This is a genomic window from Streptomyces sp. NBC_00454 (genome assembly GCF_041434015.1).
Taxonomy (GTDB): domain Bacteria; phylum Actinomycetota; class Actinomycetes; order Streptomycetales; family Streptomycetaceae; genus Streptomyces.
In genome coordinates, this window is the sequence record NZ_CP107907.1 from 6,811,181 (window position 1) to 6,830,547 (window position 19,367).

The following is a 19,367-nucleotide window of genomic DNA, read 5'->3' on the forward strand; positions in this document are numbered from 1 at the left end:
TCCCCCGTGAGGGTGGGAAGGTTCCCACGCGAGGGTGAGGTTCACGGTGTTCGCGGTTCACCGACGGGCGCCGGCCGGTAGGTCATGTGCCGACCGGGTCATGTGGCGGCGGGCAGCCGGCGGGTCACTTCCGTCAAGTCACTTCACGGCGGGCAGAGAGGCCGCGATCTTGGCGGCCAGGACGTACGGATCGCCGCTGGGCCGGTCCGGGTGGCGGGTGGTGAGCCGCGCCCACCGCTCCTCGAAGGAGTGCCAGTCGATGGCCCTCGGCGCCGCCCGCCGCACCAGCCCGTCCTCCAGCGAAGCGAAGTAGGAGGACCACCGGCGCGCGTACAACTCCGATACCAGGCCGCTCCATTCGCGGTTCGCGTAATCGTGCAGGAAGCCGCCCTCGCTGGTGCTCTGCCGTCCCCACACGCTCAGGATCGAGCGGGCGTCGTACTCGTACCGGTCCTGCTCGGCCCGGTCCGACCCGTGCGCGCGGGCCGCCGACAGCCAGGGGCCGAGCAGGAAGTTCGGATCGGAACCGACCAGCTCGTCCAACTGCTGCTCCCGGTGCGCCCATTCGGCCGTCAGCTCGCGGAACAGGGCCAGGTCCCGGGCCTCGTAGGCCGCCTTGATGCGCGGCAGCAGCACCCGCGAGTGGTTGGCGAGGGCCTGCCGGGCGGTGTCGACCAGGTCGAAGCGGTAGGCGCTGGAGCCGCGCAGCCGCGGATCCACCTTGAGCAGGTGGTCCAGGGCCCGGCGCACCGAACCGGCCGGATAGCGCATGGACTTGGGGCTCCAGTAGGCCGACCCGGTCGCCGTCAGGCTAGGCCGGGCCGAGAACAGGCTGTCCTGGGACTCCGACCACAGCCCGGAAGAGGTGCTGTACGGGCCCTTGCGCAACTCCTCCCACGCCGCCGAGGCCTCCGCGTCCGGACGGCCGTAACGCCTACCGGCGAACTCGGCGAACCACTTGCGCTGATCGACCGGGCCCGGCTCCCACGCCAGGTCCGTGAAGAGGTCGAAGGCCGCCGGGTTGGTTCCGGTGGCCTCCGGAAGGTAGGCGGTGCCGGCCAGCGCACTGTCGCTCTTCGCGCGCCAGGCCTTGAACCGGTCGATCCAGACCGAGGTGTTCGCGCCGGTCGTCGTATGCCCGCCGAAGTTGTAGATCGTGCCCATCGCGTACGGGGCGCCACCCCAACGGGCTTCCCGGTCCAGGCGGTTGTACCGGTCGGACAGCCCGTCCAGGATCAGCAGCTTCGAGGTGTCCACCCCGGCGAGGAGTTCCTTGGTCGGATCGTCCTGCCAGCCCAGCACCGCCCACAGCGCACCCGGATGGGCCGCCCACAGGGCCTGCTGCACCGCACCGGCGGCCGCCTTCACATCGACCGAGCCGGTCTGCCCGCCCTCGTGCAGCGGGCTCATCCGGTACATCGCGCTGTCCCCGAACACCGCACGCTGCTCGGCGTAGTAGTCGGCGGCCAGCCTCGCGAAGACCGGGGAGGACGGGTCCAGCCAGTCCGGCCGGTCGAAGCCCGCCCAGTCGCCCTGCGGCACCGTCACCGCGCCCGCGTTGCGCGCGGCGAAGCCCGGTGGCACGGTTCCGAAGTAGCCGGGCAGCACCGGCGTCATGCCCAGAGCGCGCAACTGCTCGGCGATCCGGCCTCCCAGCTCGGCCCGCCCGCGCATCAGCTGCTCGGTGACCGGGCCGCCGAAGCCGCTCAGGTTCTGCAGCAGCCACCAGCTCTGGTGCCCGGGGCCCGGGATCCACTGCCGCAGCTCTTCGCCGGTGTAGCCGAAGCGCTGGAGCGCCCGGTAGTACGGGTACTCGGCCCCGGCCTGGACGAACACCTCGTTGACGCCGTGCAGGGCGAGCAGGTCGATCTGGCGCTGGTGCTGCTCGAAGGTGCGGTAGGGGCCCGAGTACCCGTCGTCGGTGTCGTTGAGCGCGTACCGGTGCGGTACCTGTGCGCTGCGGGTGACGGGGGCGGGCACCGCGGGCAGTTCGGCGGGCAGCATGCCGATGCTGTCGCCGGGCCAGCCGATGTCCGCGCCGGCGATGTGCTGGAGGTACCAGCCGACCCCGGTCAGCAGGGTGGCGCCGGTGGAACCCCGGACGGTGATCGCGCCGGCGGTCCCGGACACCGTGAAGGTGTCGGCCCCGGCGCGAGTTCCGGGGTCGGGCACCAGCGTGAACTGCCGGGCGTGGTGCGGCAGCAGCCGCTCCAGGGCCGCCCGTGCCGGGGCGGCGTCGAAGGCCCCCGGCCGGGACGTCCCCGGCGCGCGGCCCCGTACGGCATGCGGTGCGGCTTCCGGTGCCGCTGCCATTGCCGCCGCTGGTGCTGATGCCGGTACGGGGGCCACCGGGGCCGTCGCTCCGGGGGCGGCCCCGGCGACCGCGAGGGTGAGCAGGGCTGCGGGCAGTGCGGCCAGGGTGACCCGGCGGCGTGCCCGCCCGGCTCCGCCGGGTCGGGGGATCGGGCCGGACATAGGCGTCGTCCTCGTCTGGATGGTGGTTCGGGGAGCTACGGGGTCTGCGGACTGCTCGCTCATGGGCGCGGCCCTCAGACCGGCAGGGCCCAGGCCTGGTCGACGCGGTGGTCGCCGCAGGCGGCCAGCCGCAGCCGCTCGGCGGGGGCGTCGGGGTCGGCCGGGGCTGCCGCGGCCGCGGGGGCGGTCAGGCAGAGCCCGCTCGCGTCCTGGACCAGGGCTCCGTCGCGGCGGGGCGTCCAGCTCTGGCCCGGCTCGCGCCGCCGGTCCGAGGCGCAGCCGGCCAGCTCCACGAGGCCGTCGGCGCCCGCGGACAGGCACTCGCCCGCCAGGCGCAGGCTGCCGTCCCGGCCCACGGTCCAGCGCTGGTCGGGAGCGCCCGTGCAGGCGCCCATCACCACGGCGCCGACGCCGGTGGTGTTCGCCCCGTCGGCGCAGGCGGCTCCCTGGCGCGAACCCTGCCCGGCGATCTGCCCGGTGGGCACGGCCGGGGCGCAGCCGGCCCGCGGGGTCAGCCGCCAGACGGCGGTGTCGTGGGCGGCCAGCTTGCCGGTCAACGCGTCGGAGACCTCATGGAGTTCCCCGTTCCACAGGTTCTTCGCGGTGGCGGTGCAGGAGCCCAGCCCGATCTCTTCGAGCGGGACGCGGATGTCACGGGCACCGGCGGACCGGTTGAGGACGGCCACGGCGCGGTCCCCGCCGGCGAGCGGGCGCACCAGGATGTCGAAGGTGGAGTTCGAGGAGACCACCGCGCCCTGACGGCCCATCGGGTCCTGATCCAGCGCGATCACGTCGGTGTTGCCGAGGGCGGCGAGCCCGTCCGCGCCGATCTCGGAGACCTGCGAGGAGAGGATGAACGGCGCGGCCATCATGGCCCACAGGCCGACCTGGCTGCGGCTCTCCGCCGCCGTGAGCCCGGGGGCGCCGGCGATCAGGAAATCGGGGTCGTTCCAGTTGCCGGGGCCCGCGTACCGGCCGAGCCAGCGGTTGTACCCGTAGTTGCCCATGACCGAGCTCCACCGGGAGGTGTCCGGCGCGGCGGGCTTGTACACCTTGATGTCCTTGCCCTCGCGCCACAGCTGACCGGTCTCGCCGACCCAGTCGATCACCTTGTGCCAGTCGGAGCCGCCCCATTCGCCCTGCTGGAAGTAGGCGGGCGCGGAGGCGGACAGCACCATGTTCCGGCCGCTGTCGCGCAGCGCCCCGGCGACGGAGTTGTAGGCGTCCCGGTAGGCCTGCTCCTTGGTCCGCCCCGGGGGCACCCACAGGTTGCAGCCGTCCATCTTGACGTAGTCGACCTCCCAGGAGGCGAACTGCCGGACGTCGCGGGCGTAGTGGTCCGGCCCGCCGCCGTCCGGGGAGCCGCTGCCGGGGTAGCGCTCGCAGGTGAGGTGGCCGACGTCCTGGTAGATGCCGAACTTCAGCTTCCTGGCGTGCAGGTACTCGCCCAGCCAGGCCATGCCGTGCGGGAACTTCTCCGTGTCGACGACGAGATCGCCGTTCGCGTCCCGGCTCCTGGTCATCCAGCAGTCGTCGACGGTGACCGTGTCGTAGCCCTTGGCGGCGAGGCCGGTGGAGACGAGCGCGTTCGCGTTCGCCACGACCTTGGCCTCGTCGATGTCGCACATGTAGTGAGCCCAGTTGTTCCAACCCATGGGCGGGGTGAGTGCGAGCGGGGTGTCCGAGGTCGCGGTCGGCTCGGCCGTCGCCGGAGCGGGGGAGAGCGCGAGGGCGAGCAGGGCGGCCGCGGTCAGGCAGGGGATCGACGCACGCAGACGAGGCGGCACGGAGTCTCCTTGACGTGGGGGACGTGGAGCTGTGGCGCGCTCAGTGCAGCGGTGTGACTACCCGCTGTCAACATAAGTCGAGGGTTGTCGATGGATGACCAGCAATATGGGTGTAGTCGGCGTCACACGAAGGGGTTGATGCGCCGTACGTGACGCCGTACGTGTCTCCGTACCTGACGCTGTATGTGTCGATGGCTGATACGGTGTATCTCATGCCGAGAAGATCAGCCGCCCTGGACCGCGCGACCCCCGGGACGATCGCCGCCGCCGCCCTGCGCATCCTCGATGAGCAGGGCCCCGCCGCGCTCAGTTTCCGCGCCCTCGCCGACCGGCTGGACGTCTCGCACGCCACCGTCCAGCGCCGCTGCACCGACCTCGCCGGGCTGCTCGACCTCTGCACCGAGCACCTGGCCGCCCAGCTGCCCGAGATCCCTGCGGGCACCGGCTGGGCGGAGGCCACCGAGCAGCGGTTCAGCGCCCTCTACCGGCTGCTCGCGGCCCACCCCGGGCTGCTGATCCTGCGCGGCGGCCGGCCCTGGCTCGGGCGGCAGCTGCTGGCGCGGCTCGTCGAGCCCGCGCTCGCCGACAGCGTCGCCGCCGGGATGAGCCCCGGCGAAGCGATGACCGTCTACCGCCGGATGTACCTGCTGACCCTCGGCAGCGCCGCCTTCGTCGACCACCGGGATCCGGCGGGGGCCACCGCCGCCTCGCGGGGGGCGCTGGCCGCCCTGGACCCCGCGGAGTTCCCCGTGCTCTCGGGCGGCCTCGCCGACGTACTGCCCGCCCTGACCGACCACGAGGTGTACTACGGCGCCCTGCGCCAGCTGATCGAGGCGGCCCGGCCCATCCGATAGAGGTCTAGGTTCCGCGAAGCGGTGCGCACTGTACCCGTGAGATGCGCACCAGATGCGCATTTCCGCGGATCTGCGCGCACCGACTCCGGATGGTAACTAGCTTCCATCGTATGGCCGTTCAGAGTCCAGCTCGGGTGCATGGGAAGTATGAACAGCCGACAGCGTCGGTCCGCTATGACGACGCATCGGTGCGAAAGATCCCGTTCAGGAATCTGCGGTTGGCCGATTTCACTTGGTCGGTGCCGTGGCGGAGGTTCCGCTCCGTTCACGGGCAGGCGCATTACTCGGGGCGGTACGCGTCGGTGACGATGGCCGGACCGGTGGTCTACGAGAGCCGTCTGGAGCTGGCGCGGCTTCTGCTGGCGGACATGGATCCAGCAGTACGCGGGATCTATGCCCAGCCGTGCCACATGACGGCCCGGGTCGGGAACTGTGTACGTCGGCATGTGCCGGACTTTCTGCTGGTCATGGAGTCGGGCGTGGTGCGGGTGGTGAACGTCAAGCCGGAGGCTCGGCTCGCCGATCCGAGGATCGCGGAAGCGTTGGCATGGCCGCGTGAGCTGGTCGAGCGGCACGGTTGGGAGTACGAGATCTGGTCCGGGGAGGACCGCGTGGTCCTGGAGAATGTCCGGTTCCTCGCGGCTTACCGCCGCCCCGGCGTGGTTCCGCGAGCCGATATTGAGCGTGCTTGGGAATGTGTGCAGGACGGGGACCGGCTCGCGGTCGCCGAGCGGCGGCTGGCGGCCGGGCGTCCGGAGTACGAGGCGCGTCCGGCGCTGTTGGCCCTGGTGTGGTCTGGTCGGCTGACCACTGACCTGTCACGCCCGCTGAGTGGCGAGTGGGTTCTTCGGAGGTCCGCGTGAGTGCCTCCTGGACGACGACGCTTCGGCCGGGACTGCCGCTGACCTACGACGGCGAGCAGTTCACGATCGCGGAGATCGAAGGCCGTCGCGTCCTGCTGCAACAGATGTCGGCGGATGGTCGCCCGACGTGGCGGCAGGTCGACTTGTCGGTGCTGCTGGCGCATCCGTCCACGGAGTTCCTGGTGGAGGCCCCACCTGCGGAGCCAGCGGTCGGTGCTGTGATGGGTGGCCTCAGCACCGCTGAGGACGATGCGCTCACCGTTCGGTTCCGGCACGTCCAAGAGGTTCGCTTCGGCTACCAACTAGGCTCTTGTGAACTGGCGTTGGAAGGTGAGCCACGGGCGGACTATGCGCCGGGGATGCCGTTGATGCACCGGTACCGGGCGAAGGCCGCAGAGCTCGGAGTCGATCCGGCCACGGTGCGCCGATGGGTGTCCAAGGTCGAGGGGGCTGGACCGGCCGGGCTGGTGAGTCGGCGTCAGCCGCGAAGTGTGCTGGATCGGGCGGATCCGCGCTGGCTGGACATGGCGCGCTCGGTGATCAAGAGGCATGAGAAGTCCAGCCGCCCGGTCCGTGGACTGGTGCTGACGGAGATCGAGGAGCGTCTGGCCAAGGAGCACGGCCATGGTGTGGTGACCATTCCGGGGCAGACGATGGGGTACGCGCTGCTGAAGGAGCTCGGCCGGGGGACGAATGCGTTCGAGGGCAGTACGAAGGGGAAGCGGTCGATCGCGAACAGCCCGCAGGGGGTCTACGGCAGGCTGCGGGCGACTCGGCCGGGTGAGTACGTCGTGCTGGACACCAACAGTCTGGACGTCTTCGCGATGGAGCCGGTGACCTGCCGGTGGGTGCGCTGTGAGCTCACGGTCGCGATGGACCTCTACAGCAGGGTCATCACAGGGCTGCGGTTGACGCCGGTGTCGACGAAGTCGACGGATGTGGCCGGCGTCCTGTTCGAGACGATCCGTCCCCGCGAGGTGGCGGGCGGCGGTGAGCCGCTTCCGTACTGCGGGGTGCCCTCCACCGTGGTGCTGGACGCGGAGAAGCTGGTGGACGCCCACGGCCAGCCGTTGCTGCCGCCCGTCGCCGCGGAGACAATCATCTACGACCACGGCAAGGTCTACGTCTCGAACCACATCGCGAGCGTCTGCGCGAAGCTCGACATTTCCCTGCAGCCGGCCCGTCCGTATACGCCCACCGACAAGCCGGTGGAGCGGTGGTTCAAGACGCTGAACCAGGGACTGTTGGCGGCGCTTCCCGGCTACAAGGGCCCGGACGTGCACAGCCGCGGGGTGAAGGTGGAGGAGGAGGCGTACTTCTTCCTGGACGAGCTTGAGGCGATCATCCGCGAGTGGATCACCTTGGTGTATCACCGGCGGCACCACCGGGGGCTGACGGTCCCCGAGGTCCCGGGCCTGAAGCTGAGCCCGCTGGAAATGTTTGAGCACGGCGTGACCAGGGCAGGGCCGTTGCGGATTGCGTCGCGGCCGGGGCTCGCGCTGGAGTTCCTGGAGGAGGAGTGGTGCCCGATCCACCACTACGGAGTGGAAGTCAACGGGCTTCGCTACAACGGTGACGCGCTGGAGGGGTACCGCAACCAGATCAGCGGGCACCGCGGCGAACAGGCGGGCAAGTGGCCGGTCGCGGTGGACCGCGCGGACATCAGGAGGATCTACTTCCAGGATCCGCGGTCGCACCTGTGGCACGCGCTGGACTGGGAGCACGCAGCCGCCCTGAACGGCCCGGCCAGCCTGGAGGCGTTGAAGTACGCACGCCGGATCGCGATCAAGGCGCACCGCTTCCCGGACGTCAAACGTGCCCTGGTCGAGCTGCTGGAGCGATGGGGCGCGGGGCTGACCGCGGACCGTACCGAGCGCCGGATGGCGGTGCGGCTCTCGCAGGAGCGGTTGCGGCTGGTCGGCGAGGGCGACATCGAGCTGGGAGACGGGGTCTCCCAGCTGCCGACGGTCAGCCGCATCACCTCGCTGGTGGCACCTGCCGCCGCCAGGAGCGAGGAGTCGGCCGCCGCGCTGGACTCGCGCGCGGTGCCGGAGCCCGAGGTGGTGCCAGGTGGGGACGACGACGAGGACCAGGAGTGCGAGGCGCCCTTCCCCGGGGACGGGGCAGCCAGCGGCGTCATCGACGAGGACGACTTCTACGCCGGCGTCTGGGACAGTCGGTGATCGGGCCGACGGGGAGCGAGGCCTTCGAAGGTGATGACCGCCAGTACTCGCCCACGCGCCTGGACGGCTGGCTGGAGGTGGTCAACGGTCCGGACCGCGTCCAGCCGGAGCGGTTGTCGCGTGCCCAGATGGCCGACCTGTCCCCGCGAGATCTGGTGCGTTACCACGACGGCCGACACGTGTGGCACGCCAACATCGGTCCGATCAAGACGCCGCAGCTCCTGGAGCTCCACGAGAGCCTGTTCGAGATTGTGGGCGCGAACCGTCAGGATGGGTCCAAGGCCAAGCCTGCGGCCCTGCTGGACGCTTATCCGGGGATCGGGAAGAGCACGGCGGCCATGGACTTCGGGCGCGAGTTCTATCGTCAGCAGGTCCTTCTGCGCGGGGAGACGACGGCCGCCGGGCACCGCAGGGTTCCCCTCATCTATGTTGCCCTGAGTGGGAACACGCAGATCCGCGGCCTGAACGCGGCGATCTGCCGGTTCTACAAGCTGCCGGTGACCGGAGACGCCGACACCCTGGCGGAACGTGCGGTGGACGCGGTCCTGACCATGCGCACGTCTGCTTTCGTGATCGACGACATCCACTTCCTGGCAGCTGGGGTCTCGAACTCGGCCAGGATGGTCAACCAGCTGAAGTTCCTGTCAAACACTTTCCCGGTCACACTGATCTACGTCGGTGTCGGCGTGCGCGAGCGGGGGATCCTGAGCGAGGGGCAGTCGCTGAGGAAGTCCCTGCACGCGCAGTTCGGCCGCCGTACGACCCCGTTGACGCTTCTGCCGTTCCAGGTGGAGGACGAGCAGGGGCGGCAGGATTTCCGCACGGTCCTGCTGACGATCGAAAAGCAGCTGGTCCTGGCCGACAAGTACCCGGGCATGCTGGCCGACGACCTCGCGGACTACTTCTGGGCCCGCTCCAGCGGTCACTTCGCGTCGCTTATGGCGCTGATCAACCGGGGCTGCTACCGGGCGATCCGCACCGGCCGCGAATGCCTCGATGCGGAACTGATGGACCAGGTCGAGAACGACGCCGCAGCCGAGGAGGCCCGGCTGGACCTGCAGGCGGCAATTGAGGGCGGCCTGCTGTCCTGCAGGCCGCAGTCCGTGATCGGGAGGAAGTCCGCGTGACGCGTTGGACTGCCGACCACATCCCTATCCGGGTACCTCCGATCCCGGGTGAGGGGCTCGACAGCTGGCTGGAGGCGCTCGCCCGGCGCCTGGCGGTCACTGCGACGGAGCTCCTGCGGTTCATGGGTATGCCTACCGCTCGCCCACGTCTGATGGTCCGCCAGCTGACGGCATTCGAGAACGATGTGATCGTCCGCAGGACCGGAGTCGATGCCCGGACCCTGACAGCCATGACGTTGTGGCCCTGGAACGGATCAGTGGTGACCATCGATCCGGAAACCCGCATGATGGGCAGGCCCCCGGCTTGGAGGCACTACGGCACCGACACCCGCTTCTGCCCTACCTGCCTGGAGGAAGACCACGGGCGCTGGCAGCTGACATGGAGGCTGCCTTGGTCCTTCGCCTGCACCCGCCACGGACTCCTCCTACTCGACCGGTGCCCTGGCTGCCGATACTCGCCGGTCGTCAACAGGCCCAACCACACCCGCCCGGCCCGACCCGGCACCTGCCTCTACGGCGTCGGCACAGGTAGGGCGGTGCGCTGCGGCTATGAGCTCACTCGGGCACCCGCCGTGGCCCTGCCCGGCGGTGGAGCCGTTCTTGCAGCTCAGCGCGAGGTCGATCGAGTGCTGCTGGGAGCCGGCCGGGGCACGGATTCGGCACTGGCACGCGGACAAGAACTCTACGTGCTTGCCCGACACGCACTTAGGGCCGTCCATACCGACCTACCGACGGCCCCGGCTGCCGTTCACGGAGTCCTGGCCGAGTGCGGCGGAACCCTGCCCGCCCTGGCCAAGCGGCAGGAAGCCAACGACGCCCACAACGTCGCGATCGGCACTGCCCTGGCCGCCATCGCCTCGCAGGACCACCATCCCGCTCGCGACGAGGTGTTCACCTGGCTGCTGGCATCCGGCCGACGCCAGCGGGGCCCCAAGACCAACCTGACCGCCAGCGCCGGACAGTGGTCGCTGGCCGGGCCGAAGGTGGCCGCCCGGGTGCTGGCCGACATGGACCCCGAGCTCGGGCTGATGAGCCGGGTCCGCTACGGCTCGGCAACGACCACACCGGCCATGCCCACGTTGCCCCGCACCCAAGTGCAGCGCCGTGCGGCCGGCACACCGGCCATGCTCTGGCCGACATGGACCATGCAACTACTGCCGACAGACGCCACCCGAGCCGGCTTCCTTCCGGGTTTCCGCAGAACCTGCGCCTCCATGCTGCTGCTGACAGGCTCGAACGCCTACGACTTCAAGACCGCCTCCGCGTTGCTGGGCAACAACAGCGTCCAGACCAGCAACCGGAAGGCCTTCGACGCCGTGATGGGGGGACAGGATCCGACGAGACTGGCCGCCGCGCTCGCCTCCTTGGCCCGCGCCCTGGACGATCACCCGACGCCGATCGATTACGAACGGCGCCGGGCGACGTTCTCCCAGAGCACGATCGACTTCGACATCGGCGCGTACGCCCAGCTTTGCCGCACGCAGGGCCTGCGGGTCACACCCCGGCAGGTCCACAGGCTCCGCCATCAGCTGCTGCACCTCCTGCTCGGCGCCCATCCGGGAGCCGCCTCGCGCGCTCCGAGCTGGTACGCCGAGTTCCACTACCAGCTCCCGGCGGACACCCGCGAGTTCCTCCACCTGCAAGCCGCTGCGAACCTCGCCCGGCACCACATCGCCGAACCAGTCCACTGGGAACCCCCTACACGCTGGCTCGACGGGGCACACTGGCCCGGTGTCACCCCCAGGGAGATCGACCAGGAGCGGTTCGCCGAACTGATGGCCGCCGGCCGGGCAGCGTCGGAGGCAGCCGACCTCCTCGGTATTGGCGAGGACCACCTGCGCCTCCACACCGAGGCCACCGCCACCACGGCCCTCCGTCCGGACCCGCCCCGCTCCCGCCACCGGACCCACATCCCGCGCCAGGGACCCCTGGCCCCGGATCGGCTGCGAGAACTCTACGAAGAGCAGGGCCTCACTCAGCGGGAGATCGCGGCCCTCGCCAAGTGCTCCGCCACCACGATCCGGGCCGCACTGGACGAGGCCAACATCCCAGTGCGCGACGGCTATCCGTCCCTGGACATCGAAGGCATCACCACCCGTGAGTGGCTGGAGAACGAATACGCACACAAGCTGAGGAATTCACCTGATATCGGACGCGAGCTTGGCATCTCTGCGCGGACAGTCCTGACGATGATCGCCAGACTCGGCATCCCGCGGCATCCCACTTCCTACTACTCCAGCCCATTCGCCCACCTCGACGTTGTCCTGTCGCCTGCGATGCGGTCCGTCAGCCTGACCAAAGACTGTGTCCAACGCCTTCGCCGCATCGTCCAACTACCCGGACACCGGAACGTCGCCGCGGCGGCGCGTGCTCTGGGCATCGATCACGGCAGTCTCCACAACCAACTCAACCGCACTGAGCGGACCGTGGGCTTTGCCGTGATCAAGCGAGCCAGTCCGCTCGCCCCCACGGAGAGAGGATCAGATTTCATCAGTGAGGCCAGGAATCTGCTCGAACTTCTCGACACAAACACCCCGTGACGAGTGGTCAGTGCTAGCCGGGCATTCTTACCATGCTGGTTGGCTCTGTGAGGGCGGAGATCCCGTTGAAGACCTGGAAGCCGAAAACCTCGCGGAGTTGGGCACGCTCTACGGCGCCGTCGTGATCCGGCTGACCCAGGTCGAGCGAGCGTCGTGTCAACGGGGTCAAGCGCTCCGGACGGTACGGAGTCCGAAGTGGGGGCCGCTTCCACGAGGAAGTGGCTTACCCAGCGCGACCGAGCCCATATTGATTAGCCACCAACTGCAGGGTTCTGTCAAGGTAGCGGGCATGGCTTCGGTCTTCCTGTCAGGTCTTGCCATCATCAAATACGTGGCCTAAAGTCGGATTGCTTTCTTGAAGTTGTCGACATTCTCTATTTTTTCGGGCCAGAGGTGGGCGGATCTATTCTCGGCGGCACGAAAGTAGGGCGCGGATACTTCGCTTGAAGCATCGTCAACGAGTGACAGCAGTAAGGGGTAGCAGATGGGCGCGGGTACCACCCTTGAAAGCCAGGTCGCGGTGCGACTCATGGAAAACGACTTCACGTTTGCCCGCCGTTTCCTCGGCAGCGTCTTGGCTGACCCCGAGAATACGCTCATCCCGCTGTACTGCATGAACAACTACATCTCCCTGTTTGTCTACGAGTCGCACAGGGCTCTCAAGGAGATCGACCCGGCGCGAGCGACCCTGCTTAACTATGACAATGGCGTCACCATCGAGCGGGTGCGGCACACAGTTAAGCTCTTCAAAGACACGGGGCCTAACAAGGGCATGGTCGGTGTCTCGCAGTACTTCGATGACCTGCTGACCGCGTTCCGCCAGCACCTCCGAAGCAAAGTTTGGCTGCCGGTGGCTCGGGCGTGGGTAGATGACCTGGGGCTTTGGAGCTATCGGGGTCGGCTGGTAACAACCACTCAGGTAGCCAGCTTTTACCTGGGGGCGACGCCGCAAGAGCTGACCGACCCGAAGTCACTCGGCCTGGCGCTTATGGCTGTAGGTGAGTCCCAGGGCGGCTACGTTGCCCGCTTCCTGGGGACCCTCCCGTGGGAGGGTCCGACGACGTTCGTGAATGCCATGAACCTGGGCGAGATCGAGAACAAGGACGTCAAGACTGCGAAGTATTTTAACGGTGCGTTCGACCCCGCCTTTGATGACGGCATGGTGGGGGCTCTCACCGCCTTTCGGTGCGCCCTTAACTTCCTCGACGTTATGCTCTCGGGTGACACGGACATTGCCTCGGCTGAGACTGTATTCAAGCTCAAGTTCGTCACGCTCTACCAGGTGATGGCGAGCCTTAGGGAGCTTCAGAGGCACTACGGGGCCAGTGTCACTGGACGGTCGCAGGGCATCCTTGACGCCATCCTCGGCCATAGCACCACTGCCCTGATGCTCCAAGGTAATCGTACGGGCTTCCGTAACACCCTCATCCACTACCGGCCGGCTGCGCGGGTAACCGCGCAACTGTCGCTGAGTCTGCCGCTCTGCGGCTTGGTGGAGGCCTACTACCCCGGCTACGACTTCCCCACACTGAGCCAGGAGGTAAACGAGCACACCGTGCGCGTGGCCGAGCTCTACGAGGAGTGGGCGCAAAGCAACTAAACATCCGAAAGAGCCCATCGGATCCCTCTCCTGGATATTGCAAGCCTGGCTGCCCCGTTGTCGACCTAAGGGCTGTCTTGTAACTGCCAGAAGGGGTGAGGATCGGGCTCAGACTCCGTCGCGGTCTGCTGTCGCAGCCCAGCGACGGATGTGTAGGTCGGGATGGACTCGGGCGGATGTGAGTGTGCTTTCAAGTAGTTTGTGCAGGGATGGTGGGTATGCAGCGCGGGAGGTCGGCAGGCCCAGCAGGACACGGTGGCGCATCTGAAGGTCGGTGGCTTCGGCGATGTCCTCGGGGGTGAGCGGGTCCTCGGGACTGCGAATGCAGACTGGCTTGGGCGGAGTGGCAGGCCGTTGTCCGCCGCTGCGTCCTCGGTCTCGGCGAGTGCCCAGTAGAGCGGGGCGATCGAGGAGTTCTGCCCGCGTTCTTTCCCGTCTTGATGACCAGCAGTTTCTTCGCGATCTCCGAGACGGGGATGCCCTTGTTCTACGGGAACGCCCGTGCTCTAGCCGGTGTGGGCGGGGGCGCCTCGGGGTCACGTGGGTGCAGGCGCTGCCGCACGATGCGTACGAACTCGCCGACCAGTTCGTACATCTCGCTGGCCTTGCCCTCGGATGCGTCGTAGGCCTCCTGCGTGATGCCCGCCACTGGCCACCTTCCGAGAAACGGGATGGCGGATGAGGCTTGGGTGACCAGCAGGGCGGCTTCCCGGATCTCGTCGTTGGCCTCCAGCTCGACAGCGAGGTAAGCCGTCCACATAGGGATGCCGGACTCGTAGAAGGTCCGGGCAATCTCGTCTGGGTCCTGGTGGTACCCGCGCTGGTCGTACATGAGCAGGGCGTTATACCGGTGCACGGCGTGCACGCGGTGCCGGGCAGCATCGGCGAAGGCGATGCAGCAGTCTCGTAGGACAGTGCGCTTCCACTGCTCGCTCTGCGCGCCGGCTTGGCGCTCTGCCTGTTGGACCATCGCTTCTGCCTGCTGCTTCATGCCGTTCCGGCCGAGCCAGGCGGCCGCAACTGCCGCACTCCCGCCGGCGAGCGCTCCGACGGCTGCGCCGAGGAGTCCCGCTATGCCCTGGTCCAAAGATGCCCCTCCGTCTCGGGGTGCCGGTAAGAACCATGTCACCAGCCAGCAACAGCGGCGATCATTCTTCGCCCGGCTTTCGGTTCCGTTCGAGACGCGTATGCAATCCGCCGTGGGCTGCTATCACGGTTATCGCAGTCCCCACGAACCGTTGTCCCTCCGCATCGAGGTTGAACTCGACGGTGGCCCGAATGCCGTCCTCAGGCCGCCCACTCTCGGAGGTAATCACCACGTATCGGACGCGTTTCGGCCTGCCCTTCACCCCGCCCTCAGGGTCGAAGACGGCCATGTCGTCGAACCGGAAGTCATCGTGCCCGGGCGGCAGATGAGGACTGTCGAGGAGCATCAGCATCCGCCGGTCCGTGAGGTAGTAGCGCACGGGCATTGGCGGCGCGTCCGGCGGAACCCACACACCACCACAGGTCACCCACTGCACTTCCCCTTCCTCCAGCAGATGGCGGGGAATCTCCCACAGCGCTGACTCGTCGATCAGCGCATCGCGCTCCCGGCCAGACAGGGTCAGAACGTCGGCGAAGCGGACACCGAAAGGCTCAACAGCGCGCTCGGTAACTGGACGCGCCCTACGGAAACGATCGAACAAGGACACTTACTTCCCTCTGCCGGACGGACGCGGCCTACCAGGACGGATTGCCGCGCCCCCGGACGCTACCCGGCCTGGCAGCCAACCCGCCAGACCGGGTAAACGGCCGCTTGCGGCTCGTGACACGGCTCTTACTGGCATGCAGTGTTGCGCCCGACGACGGCAGCGACACATTCAGGAGCATGCATCGCATGGTGAGGTGCGCCGAGGGCTGCTTCGCGGCGATCCGCAATCCCAACAGGTACGAGGACGGCTTCCTCGAGCTGCCCGAGCACGAGGCTCTCGAGCAGTTCGCCGCCTTCAGCCTCCTCACCCGCTGGGTCGAGTCTCCCAGTTCTGGGGTGCGGAGGGGCCCCCGTTTGTCGGAGCGGGCCGCCGCTGCGGCCCAGGCAGACGATGGCGAGTGTTGCTCAGCGCGTGTTCGCCTGCTCGTCGATGCGCCAGACCGCGTCAAGGACCTTCCGCTCAAGATCCTCGAATGCGTGCTCAAGGGCAGCGAACTCCGTAAAGAGAGCACGCTTGTCTTCCAGACCATTCATCGACTTGGCCCGCTCGGTCCAGGACCTGACGTCGTTCATGGTGAGGGGGTAGGGCCGGCTCCGCATCACATCGTTGTCGAAGATCGCTTCCACGTCATCGCGTTTGACCTGCATCGCCCGGATGCCGTCGCCTGGAATCGCACCGCCGGTGATGTTCTCTTCGATGTAGGTGAGCCCGGATTCGAGATCGTAGAGGCGCCCAACGAGGTGATCGACGAGTGCCGTCCGCACTGCCGTGAGATCAAGGCCCACCTCCTCTCGCAGCCGCTTTGCAGCTCGACGAGGCAATTCGAACCAGTCCGTGCGACTGGGGAGGTCCGCCTGGAAGCGTTCCAGCTCCGGGCCCAGCAGATGGCTGTCGATCAGCACGCCGGGCTCGTAACGGTCGAGGACGGTGCAAGCGGCGTCGAAGTAGATCAAGACAGCCGGGCGGATCACCTCGATCCGGTGCTGATCGCGGTGATAGGTCTCGTTCCTGTACTCGTGCAGCCTCTTCAGTACTGGCCCAAGGTCTTCCGGCAGCTTCTTCCGGCCGGCCAAGAAGTCGATCTTTCGACCGAAATCCCTGCCGATGTCTCTCCGCTGCGACCTCGACGTCACCTTCTCTGCGAGCCGCTCAATCTCTGCGCGAATGTTGTCGCTGCTCGGCCCTCTAGTTGCGAACCTGCGGAGGCGGGGGTCCTCGCTCTGACGGTCGACTTCAATCCGGCGAAGGGTCTCGAGCCGGTCAAAGTCGTACCTCTCTCCGTGGAGCTCGGCTCTGATCATGCGGTGCATGATCAGTTCGACAGCGCTGTCGAGCAGGATGTGGGCCAGCCGGAGCTGCGGGATCCGGTCGGCCTTGATGAGGCCCTTGATCTCTTCAAACTGAACGATCACCAGCTCGAGGCGCTTCATCGCCGCCCGCCCTCCATATCTTGTGCTCGGCTCCCCGCCGAGATTCCTCACCGTAGTCATCAGACGCGCGGCCAGCACGGGGGTTTACCTCGCCTTCCACGAAGCCATCCGCTGCTCGGCCGGCCCCAGGTTGCCGGGCGCAGAAGCGTCCCCGCGGAAATGCAAGGCTAGGGTCTCCGCAGAGGGGGCCGAGTACTCCTGATCCCGAGAGCACTCAGCGGCATAACTTGGGGTTCTCCTTCAACGGGCCGATCAGCACATAGAAGGAAACCTGGCTGCTTCACCTTCCCGAACGAACCGGGCGGTAGAGGCTTCCCACAGAGGCACTGGTCGCGAGGGCTCAGCCTGAACACACTGACTTGACAGGGAACGCGACAAACACGCTGACTGGCACGCCGCCGCCCAGCGCAACCTCTTCAACCGCATGATCGGCCAGCTCTACCATTGTCTCCAGCAGCGTCATCCATATGACGGGGCACTGGCCTTCCCAGCATCGGCCACCGAGGTCACCGCAGCGGCCGCATAGCGCAGTGCGTCTACTGGCCTGGGGGCGTCACCCAGGGAGCGAAGCGCTGATCGGGGCCTGCATCCTCGCGCCAGTAGCGCAGGACCAATTCCTGGACGATGTCGAGGCGCTCTGCGGCGATGAGACACGAGACCGGCTCCTGCCCGCCGGCGTCGGCCTCGAAGGCGACCACGACGGGCGGCTTCTCTCCGAGCTGACGAGTGACTTTCAGGAGCTCGGCGGGCGACGGGGATCGGAAGACCGGATCGTGGAAGCCGGACGGACAGCTGACGAAGACCGGATCGCCGAAGACCAGTTCCAGGCCGTGGTGGTAGGTCAGGTCGTGGTCGGCGGCGAGCCTGAGCTGTCCGCCGTCCCAAGCGACGACGTCCCAGTCCCACCAGGACCCTTCGGGAAGCTGGATCGCAGTATGCGTTCCTTCGGCATCCACCGTCGGCCTCCTCATCCCGTTCGAACAGATCGACAGGCTACACAGCGGCTGCAAGCGTGCGGCTTGACGAGTTAGGACCCTGAGGTGTCTGGATAGCCCCGTTGCACCGCCCCCGAGCGCGATCAGCCGCTCAGCTGCCTCCGCAGGCCCCGTACTGGCCACGCCGCGGCTCAACGAATAGCAGGATGCCGCTCACCAGACGCCGTAACCGAATGTGACAGGTAACCTGCCCACCAGGGCGTCGATTGCGCATGTATGGGCCACCCCATCAGTACTTACTTCACGCGGAATTCAACGTATCCACTGGAGTCCGTGCGCACGAGATAGCGGAACCCACAAGAGGAGTGAGTTCATGGAACAGCAGCTCGACGCAGTGGCGCTCGACGCGATGCCGCTCGACTACGCCGCCGTACGCGCGGCCGCCGAGCGGATCGCCGGAGCGGTACGGCCCGTCGCGGTGATACCTGCGGGCGGGGGGATCTCGTACGCCCTGGAGCACCTCCAGCACACCGGCTCCTTCAAGGCCCGCGGTGCCCGCAACTTCCTCGCCGCCCACCGCGCCGCCGGGACCCTCCCCGCCGCCGGGGTCACCATCGCCTCCGGTGGCAACGCCGGCCTCGCCTGCGCCTGGGCGGCCCGCGCCGAATCCGTGCCCGCCACCGTGTTCCTGCCGGCCACCGCCCCGCGCGTGAAGGTGGAGCGGCTGCGGGGCTACGGGGCCGACGTACGGCTCGTGGGCGAGCGGTACGCCGAAGCCCTCGACGCCTGCCGGGAGTTCGCCGCCGCGAGCGGGGCGCTGTCCAGCCACGCGTACGACCATCCGCTCATCGCGGCGGGCGCCGGAACCCTGCTCGACGAGATCCGCGCGGCCCTGCCCGGTCTGGACACGGTGGTGGTCGCGGTCGGCGGCGGCGGGCTGTTCGCCGGGATCGCCACCGCCGCGCGGGAACACGGCGTACGGGTGATCGCGGCCGAGCCGGAGAACTGCCGGGCCCTGAACGCGGCACTCGAAGCGGGCCGGCTCGTCGACGTCCCCGTCGACTCGGTGGCTGCGGACTCGCTCGGGGCCACCCGGGTCTCCGCCGACGCGCTGGCCGCCGTACAGCGGGAGAACGCGCAGTCCGTCCTGGTCCCGGACTCGGCGATCGTCGAAGCCCGGCGTGCGCTGTGGGAGGAGCACCGCATCGTGGTCGAGGCGGCCGCTGCCACCGCGCTGGCGGCGCTGCGAGTGGCTCCGCGGCCGCCGGGGGAGCGGGTCGCGGTGGTGCTGTGCGGCGCGAACACCGATCCGGGGGATCTGGGGCGCGCGGCTTCCTGAGGCCGAGGCGACGGTCCGGGTCCCGGGCTGGGTCCGGGGCCGGACCGTCGCGGGGCCGCGTACCCCGCGTGGGCCCGTGTCGCTCAGGCGGAGGCGTCCTCGCGGACCACGACGACCGTGCTCGCCGCGTACTGAACCACCTGCTGGCTCACCGAACCGAGCAGCGCGCCCTTGATACCGCCGTAGCCGCGGGTGCCGACGACCGTCAGCGCCGCCTCCTTCGAGGCCTCGACCAGCACCTGCGCGGGCGAGCCCTGCTCCACCCGGCGGAAGACCGGAACGCCCGGGGACGTGCCGACCGCCTCCGCCACCGTGTCGGCGAGCTTCTGCCGGGCGGCGTCCTCGGCGTGCACCAGCTCGTCCTGCTCCGTGGTGCTGACGCCGAAGGGGTTCGTGTTCCATTCCCAGCTCATGACGGCGTGCACCCGGCCGCCGATGGCCTTGGCCTGGCCGACCGCCCAGCGCAGGGCCTGCTTGGAGTGGTTCGAACCGTCCACGCCGACGACGATCAGGGGCTCGGTGTTCTGGCTCACGGTGGTT

15 protein-coding genes are annotated in these 19,367 nt (G+C 68.4%); 7 read left to right on the forward strand and 8 right to left on the reverse strand.

The window, feature by feature from the left end; all coding sequences use genetic code 11:
- Positions 1–138: 138 nt before the first annotated feature.
- On the reverse strand, positions 139–2,475 hold the full coding sequence (locus tag OHU74_RS31105; RefSeq protein ID WP_371618951.1) for an alpha-N-acetylglucosaminidase: 2,337 nt from the start codon (positions 2,473–2,475) through the stop codon (positions 139–141).
- Positions 2,476–2,549: 74 nt separating this feature from the next.
- Positions 2,550–4,262 carry a ricin-type beta-trefoil lectin domain protein gene (locus OHU74_RS31110; RefSeq protein ID WP_371618952.1) on the reverse strand — a complete coding sequence of 571 codons (1,713 nt, stop codon included), beginning with the start codon at positions 4,260–4,262 and terminating at the stop codon, positions 2,550–2,552.
- Positions 4,263–4,474: 212 nt separating this feature from the next.
- Between OHU74_RS31110 and OHU74_RS31115 the strand changes: the two genes are divergently transcribed.
- From OHU74_RS31115 to OHU74_RS31140, 6 genes are all read left to right on the forward strand, one after another.
- Entirely contained in the window at positions 4,475–5,116 is a 642-nt protein-coding gene (locus OHU74_RS31115; RefSeq protein ID WP_330299681.1) for a TetR/AcrR family transcriptional regulator C-terminal domain-containing protein, read from the forward strand.
- A gap of 110 nt (positions 5,117–5,226) precedes the next feature.
- A complete protein-coding gene (locus OHU74_RS31120; protein WP_371618953.1) occupies positions 5,227–5,979 on the forward strand; it encodes a TnsA-like heteromeric transposase endonuclease subunit in 753 nt (250 codons plus the stop codon).
- Entirely contained in the window at positions 5,976–8,162 is a 2,187-nt protein-coding gene (locus OHU74_RS31125) for a helix-turn-helix domain-containing protein (protein ID WP_371618954.1), read from the forward strand. The genes OHU74_RS31120 and OHU74_RS31125 overlap by 4 nt, the downstream gene beginning before the upstream one ends.
- Positions 8,159–9,289, forward strand: a complete 1,131-nt coding sequence (locus tag OHU74_RS31130; RefSeq protein ID WP_371618955.1) for an AAA family ATPase — start codon at positions 8,159–8,161, stop codon at positions 9,287–9,289. The genes OHU74_RS31125 and OHU74_RS31130 overlap by 4 nt, the downstream gene beginning before the upstream one ends.
- Positions 9,286–11,829 (forward strand): TniQ family protein, encoded by a 2,544-nt coding sequence (locus tag OHU74_RS31135; RefSeq protein ID WP_371618956.1) that lies wholly within the window; start codon positions 9,286–9,288, stop codon positions 11,827–11,829. The genes OHU74_RS31130 and OHU74_RS31135 overlap by 4 nt, the downstream gene beginning before the upstream one ends.
- Positions 11,830–12,313: 484 nt before the next feature.
- Entirely contained in the window at positions 12,314–13,429 is a 1,116-nt protein-coding gene (locus OHU74_RS31140) for a hypothetical protein (protein WP_371618957.1), read from the forward strand.
- Positions 13,430–13,916: 487 nt separating this feature from the next.
- Here OHU74_RS31140 and OHU74_RS31145 read toward each other — a convergent pair whose 3' ends face one another.
- The 5 genes from OHU74_RS31145 to OHU74_RS31165 all read right to left on the reverse strand — a co-directional run bounded on the left by OHU74_RS31145 (position 13,917) and on the right by OHU74_RS31165 (position 17,509).
- Positions 13,917–14,516 (reverse strand): hypothetical protein, encoded by a 600-nt coding sequence (locus OHU74_RS31145; protein WP_371618958.1) that lies wholly within the window; start codon positions 14,514–14,516, stop codon positions 13,917–13,919.
- A gap of 61 nt (positions 14,517–14,577) precedes the next feature.
- Positions 14,578–15,117 (reverse strand): hypothetical protein, encoded by a 540-nt coding sequence (locus OHU74_RS31150; RefSeq protein ID WP_371618959.1) that lies wholly within the window; start codon positions 15,115–15,117, stop codon positions 14,578–14,580.
- A 410-nt stretch (positions 15,118–15,527) separates the two neighbouring features.
- Positions 15,528–16,553 (reverse strand): hypothetical protein, encoded by a 1,026-nt coding sequence (locus tag OHU74_RS31155; protein WP_371618960.1) that lies wholly within the window; start codon positions 16,551–16,553, stop codon positions 15,528–15,530.
- A 340-nt stretch (positions 16,554–16,893) separates the two neighbouring features.
- The gene (locus tag OHU74_RS31160; protein WP_371618961.1) at positions 16,894–17,016 is read right to left on the reverse strand and encodes a hypothetical protein; all 123 of its coding nucleotides are present in this window, start codon (positions 17,014–17,016) and stop codon (positions 16,894–16,896) included.
- 73 nt (positions 17,017–17,089) lie between these two features.
- On the reverse strand, positions 17,090–17,509 hold the full coding sequence (locus OHU74_RS31165; RefSeq protein ID WP_371618962.1) for a hypothetical protein: 420 nt from the start codon (positions 17,507–17,509) through the stop codon (positions 17,090–17,092).
- Between the two features lie 352 nt (positions 17,510–17,861).
- Here OHU74_RS31165 and OHU74_RS31170 point away from each other — a divergent pair, with 352 nt between their 5' ends.
- On the forward strand, positions 17,862–18,827 hold the full coding sequence (locus tag OHU74_RS31170) for a serine/threonine dehydratase (protein ID WP_371618963.1): 966 nt from the start codon (positions 17,862–17,864) through the stop codon (positions 18,825–18,827).
- A gap of 83 nt (positions 18,828–18,910) precedes the next feature.
- Here the strand turns inward: OHU74_RS31170 and OHU74_RS31175 are convergent, their stop codons facing one another.
- Positions 18,911–19,360, reverse strand: a complete 450-nt coding sequence (locus OHU74_RS31175) for a universal stress protein (RefSeq protein ID WP_371618964.1) — start codon at positions 19,358–19,360, stop codon at positions 18,911–18,913.
- Between the last annotated feature and the right edge of the window lie 7 nt (positions 19,361–19,367).